Annotated in this window: 4 protein-coding genes; all 4 read left to right on the top strand. The window is 37.4% G+C overall.

Annotated elements, in window-relative coordinates:
* Positions 1 to 79 precede the first annotated feature (79 nt).
* The 4 genes from tviB (at position 80) to I3249_RS12905 (ending at position 4999) form a co-directional block, all read left to right on the top strand.
* Positions 80 to 1348: a Vi polysaccharide biosynthesis UDP-N-acetylglucosamine C-6 dehydrogenase TviB gene (gene tviB, locus I3249_RS12920; protein WP_238070230.1), complete on the top strand. Its 1269-nt coding sequence runs from the start codon at positions 80 to 82 to the stop codon at positions 1346 to 1348.
* Positions 1349 to 1378: 30 nt separating this feature from the next.
* Entirely contained in the window at positions 1379 to 2410 is a 1032-nt protein-coding gene (locus I3249_RS12915) for an NAD-dependent epimerase/dehydratase family protein (RefSeq protein ID WP_238070229.1), read from the top strand.
* Between the two features lies 1 nt (position 2411).
* Entirely contained in the window at positions 2412 to 3938 is a 1527-nt protein-coding gene (locus I3249_RS12910) for a hypothetical protein (RefSeq protein WP_238070228.1), read from the top strand.
* Positions 3939 to 4015: 77 nt separating this feature from the next.
* A complete protein-coding gene (locus tag I3249_RS12905) occupies positions 4016 to 4999 on the top strand; it encodes a polysaccharide pyruvyl transferase family protein (protein WP_238070227.1) in 984 nt (327 codons plus the stop codon).
* The last annotated feature ends 125 nt before the right edge of the window (positions 5000 to 5124 follow it).

Raw genomic sequence — 5124 nt, 5'->3', positions numbered from 1 at the left:
AGCGCGTAATTTTAAGTCAATGCTTTATCTGGCGTGTACTATCGTTCATTGTAAGATGAATTGAAGACACGCCCTAGATATAAATAACTTGAAAATAGCAGTTATCGGACTTGGCTATGTAGGTTTGCCTCTAGCAGTTGAGTTTGGTAAGCATCATTCGGTAATGGGATTCGATATCAATGCTGAACGTATTGCAGCGCTCAATGCAGGTACAGATCATACTTTAGAAGTCAGTGATGAAGAGCTGACCCAAGCCTCGCATTTGAATTATAGCTCCGATATACAAGCGCTGAAAGATTGCAATTTTTTTATTGTTACGGTACCGACGCCTATTGATGATTATAAACAGCCTGATCTTACGCCTTTAATTAAAGCCTCAGAAGCAATCGGTAGTCTACTTAAAAAAGACGACATAGTGGTTTATGAATCGACCGTCTATCCGGGTGCCACAGAAGAAGTTTGTATTCCGGTGTTAGAGAAAGTTTCTGGACTAACGTTTAATCAAGACTTCTATGCCGGTTATAGTCCTGAACGTATCAATCCTGGTGATAAAGAGCACCGCGTTACCAATATCTTAAAAGTAACGGCAGGCTCAACACCTGAAGTCGCTGATTTTGTCGATGAAGTGTACAATTTAATTATTACTGCTGGTACTCATAAGGCAGCAAGCATCAAAGTAGCGGAAGCAGCAAAGGTGATTGAAAACACCCAGAGAGATGTCAATATTGCTTTGATTAATGAGTTAGCCGTTATCTTTAATAAAATGGGTATCGATACCCAAGCAGTCTTAGAAGCAGCAGGCACCAAGTGGAATTTTTTACCGTTTCGTCCGGGCCTCGTCGGTGGTCACTGCATCGGTGTTGACCCGTATTACCTAACTCATAAAGCACAAGCGATTGGTTATAATCCAGAGATTATATTGGCTGGACGTCGCTTGAATGACAGCATGGGTGAGTATGTGGTCACGCAACTGGTCAAAACCATGATTAAAAAGCGTATTCAGGTTGAAGGCGCTAAAGTCTTGGTCTTAGGATTAAGCTTCAAAGAAAACTGCCCTGATGTGCGTAACACCAAAGTTATTGATATCGTACATGAACTGCAAGAATACAATATCGACGTTGATGTCTACGACCCTTGGGTAGATGCGAGCGAAGCTGAGCATGAGTACGGTATAGCACCAATATCTAAACCAAGTAATAGTCAATACGACGGCATTATTCTAGCGGTTGCGCACAAAGAGTTTGCGCAAATGGGCGTCTCTGCCATCCGAGAGCTAGGTCGTGATAACCATGTCTTGTATGATCTGAAGTATCTGTTTGCCAAAGATGACACTGATATTCGTCTATAAATTATCCATACATCAAGATTGGAAAGCATTATGTCAAAGTATGAACAAGTCAAACAAGAACTGTTAACTGATAAAAAAACATGGCTGATTACAGGTGTTGCTGGGTTTATTGGTTCAAATTTGCTTGAAACCTTACTAAAGCTTAACCAAACCGTCGTAGGCTTGGATAATTTTGCCACAGGTTTTCAGCACAACTTAGATGAAGTAAAAAGTTTAGTAAGCGCTGAACAGTGGGAAGGTTTTACTTTTATAGAGGGTGATATTCGTCAGTTAACTGATTGTTCGAAAGCCTGTCAAGGTGTTGATTACGTGCTGCATCAAGCAGCGCTAGGCTCAGTACCGCGCTCTATCGCTGATCCTATTGCAACCAATGAGACTAATATTTCAGGCTTCTTAAATATGCTCGTAGCTGCTCGTGATGCTCAGGTAGCTAGCTTTACCTATGCGGCGAGTAGCTCAACGTATGGCGATCATCCAGCATTGCCAAAAGTCGAGGATGCTATTGGCAATCCGTTATCTCCCTATGCGGTAACTAAGTATGTCAATGAGCTGTATGCAGACGTATTCTCACGTACTTATGGCTTTAATACTATAGGTCTACGCTACTTTAATATCTTTGCTAAACGCCAAACACCAGATGGTGCCTATGCAGCGGTAATACCAAAGTGGACGGCTGCTATGATCGCAGGTGATGAGGTATTTATTAATGGCGATGGCGATACCAGTCGCGACTTTAATTTTATTGAAAATGCAGTACAAGCTAATATCTTAGCTGCGACTGCTAATGATGAAGCTAAGAACCAAGTATATAATGTGGCGGTCGGTGGTCGTACTACCCTTAATACGCTGTTTTCAGCACTTAGAGAGCATTTAATTGCCAATGGTGTTAGCTACACTCAAGACCCAGTCTATCGAGATTTCAGAGCAGGGGATGTACGTCATAGTCAGGCTGATATTAGCAAAATACAAAATGCGTTAGGTTATGAGCCACAGTTTGATATTATTCAAGGTATTAAGAAAGCGATGCCTTGGTATGTGAACGATATTATTGCTAATACCTAAAATGGAAAATAACAAATATAAACGCATGGCAAAAAATGCAGGCATGTTATATTTCCGTATGCTATTGACCATGGCGGTTGCCCTATACACTTCAAGGGTCATATTACAAACTCTCGGAGTTGAAGATTTCGGTATATATAACGTAGTTGCTGGTTTTGTGACGATGCTTGGTTTTTTGCATGGAGCAATGTCGTCAGCTACCCAACGATTCCTTGCTTTTGAGTTAGGGCAGTCAGGTGAGAAGGATGTGCGAGGGATATTCAGCATGAGTATGAATATCCACATCCTTATTGCTGTAATTGTATTGGTAGTGGGTGAAACGCTCGGCTTGTGGTTTGTCAGAACACAGATGACCATACCTATAGATAGAATATTTGCTGCAGAGTGGGTTTTTCATTTAGCACTTTTATCCTTTATGGTGACGATAATAAGCGTACCCTATAATGCATTGATTATTGCCCATGAACAAATGAGTATATTTGCTGCAGTTAGCATCTTAGATGTGATACTCAAGCTGCTGATTGTATTTATGCTTGGTTGGTTTGGCATGGATAAGCTAATTCTATATGGATTACTCAGTCTCACCGTTGTATTTATTATATTTATGGTTTATCGGAGCTATTGTAAAACTAAGTTTACAGAGTCCAAATTTAGGTTCTATTGGAATAGAAGATTATTTAATACGATGCTTTCTTACACAGGCTGGAATCTTTGGGGTAATATCGCTGCGGTAATGGGTGGACAGGGAGTTAATATACTCTTAAATATATTCTTTGGACCAACAGTAAATGCTGCGAGAGCTATTGCGATGCAAGTATCTGCTGCTTTAAATAGCTTCGTACAGAACTTGCAGGTAGCTATCAATCCCCAGATTATTAAGTCTTATGCAGCAAAAGATATGGATTACATGCATAGCCTTGTTTGCTATGGTGCAAAATATAACTTTTTTTTACTATTTTTCTTATCTATGCCAGTCTTAATAAATATTGACTTGATATTACAAGTATGGCTAGGTGTTGTTCCTGAGTATACTTCAATATTTATACAACTCATCATAGTTAATATGTTAATTGATTGTGTATCTGCACCCTTGATGACATCTGCCCAAGCTACAGGTAAAATAAAGTTATATCAGACATTAGTTGGCGGTCTACTACTATTGAATTTACCTTTCTCTTACATTGTTTTAAGAATGGGTTATGAGCCTTATACAGTTATATATGTCAATATTATACTGTCTGTATTGGCTCTTATAACAAGGTTATGCATTCTTAAAGGCTTAGTCTCTCTCCCTATATATCGATATCTTAAAGAGGTTGTTGGACGTGGAATGGTAGTTTCAGTTATGGTAGGAGGACTATACTATATTACTTACCCTTATTTTATTGAAAACCTAGGGTTTTTACTGAAGTCTATTGTCGTATGTATTTATATCTTAAGCGCAATAGCTGTTTTTGGATTCAGTAAAGTTGAAAGGTTAGCTATTTTAGATAAGATAAAAGCGATGTTATATAAGATGCATCATTAGTTGCAATATTGTATAAACTAATATTTGTAATGAAAAACTAGAATTAATATTTAAATAATCATGTATTGGACACTTAAATGAATTATATAAAATCCTTATTACAGCTTCCTAACAAGAGTAGCTCAATTAAATCATTGTTAAAAGTAGTGGTACCAAAAAAGGTGTATATCGGTATTGTAAACTACATAAATAAAGACAATACGATAAGAATATATACCAACAATCGGACAGTCACTATTGATAGCAAAGTCAAAAATCCGAATGGGTTTGCTTTAGTTGCTTATTGGGATGGAAAGCCAAATTTTGGTGATCTTATTGGTCCATATTTGATATCTAAGATAACAAATCGACCAGTTTTGAACATAATTAATGAAAGCTATTCTGGGTTTATTACAGTTGGTAGCATCCTGCAGTCAGTTGATAGAAAAGATATGGTTGTATGGGGGAGTGGTTTTATAGAGGAGCCTTCAGACAAAACTTTAAATAATATTAAAAAATATAATCCATTAATACTTTCTCTCAGAGGTAAGAAAACAGCAGAGTGCTTAGTTAATGCTAATGTAAAACTACCTGATAATGTAGTCTATGGTGATCCGGCTCTAATATTGCCTTTATTTTATCAACCCTTAGTTAATAGTCACAAGAGGGTTGGGGTTTGTCCTCATTTCATACATAAGCCACATTTTTTGGAAATAATTAATAAAGATGATAGCTTGAACATCATAGATGTACAAAAAGATATGGAAAGTGTTGTAAGTGAGATCGCTTCATCATCAGTATGTATATCTACTTCACTACATGGTTTGATTATCGCTCAAGCTTATAATATTCCATGGGTATGGTTAGAAATAGATGATCAAAATTTGTTTGGAAATGATTTCAAGTTTAAAGACTTTTTTTCAACATTGAGAGAAGAACAAGTGACACATATTAAAGTAAAGATAGAGGACGTTAAAGACCTTGACTATGTAGCACTTGCTAAACAAGCTAGCCTACCGGAGAAGTTGTATAATGAAGAGCTAATACTAAGGTCATTAAAAGAATATTTAAGTATTGATTAAAGATATTGAAACAATACGATAGTATTTACCTAATGGAACAAGGTAAAGTGTGAGCTATGCTGAAGAAACCGTACAAGTAAACTTGGTAAACTAACGACTCAACGAGGAGTTTACCATGACCAAGA

This window comes from Psychrobacter sp. Ps1 (assembly GCF_022129425.1).
Taxonomy (GTDB): domain Bacteria; phylum Pseudomonadota; class Gammaproteobacteria; order Pseudomonadales; family Moraxellaceae; genus Psychrobacter.
Note: the sequence above shows the minus strand (reverse complement) of the source record. Positions and strands in the feature narration are given on the sequence as shown.

What these genes read in the sequence shown, in the direction of transcription:
- I3249_RS12915 (WP_238070229.1), top strand. Translation starts at nt 1,379, where the DNA reads ATGTCAAAGTATGAACAAGTCAAACAAGAACTGTTAACTGATAAAAAA.
- I3249_RS12910 (WP_238070228.1), top strand. Translation starts at nt 2,412, where the DNA reads ATGGAAAATAACAAATATAAACGCATGGCAAAAAATGCAGGCATGTTA.
- I3249_RS12905 (WP_238070227.1), top strand. Translation starts at nt 4,016, where the DNA reads ATGAATTATATAAAATCCTTATTACAGCTTCCTAACAAGAGTAGCTCA.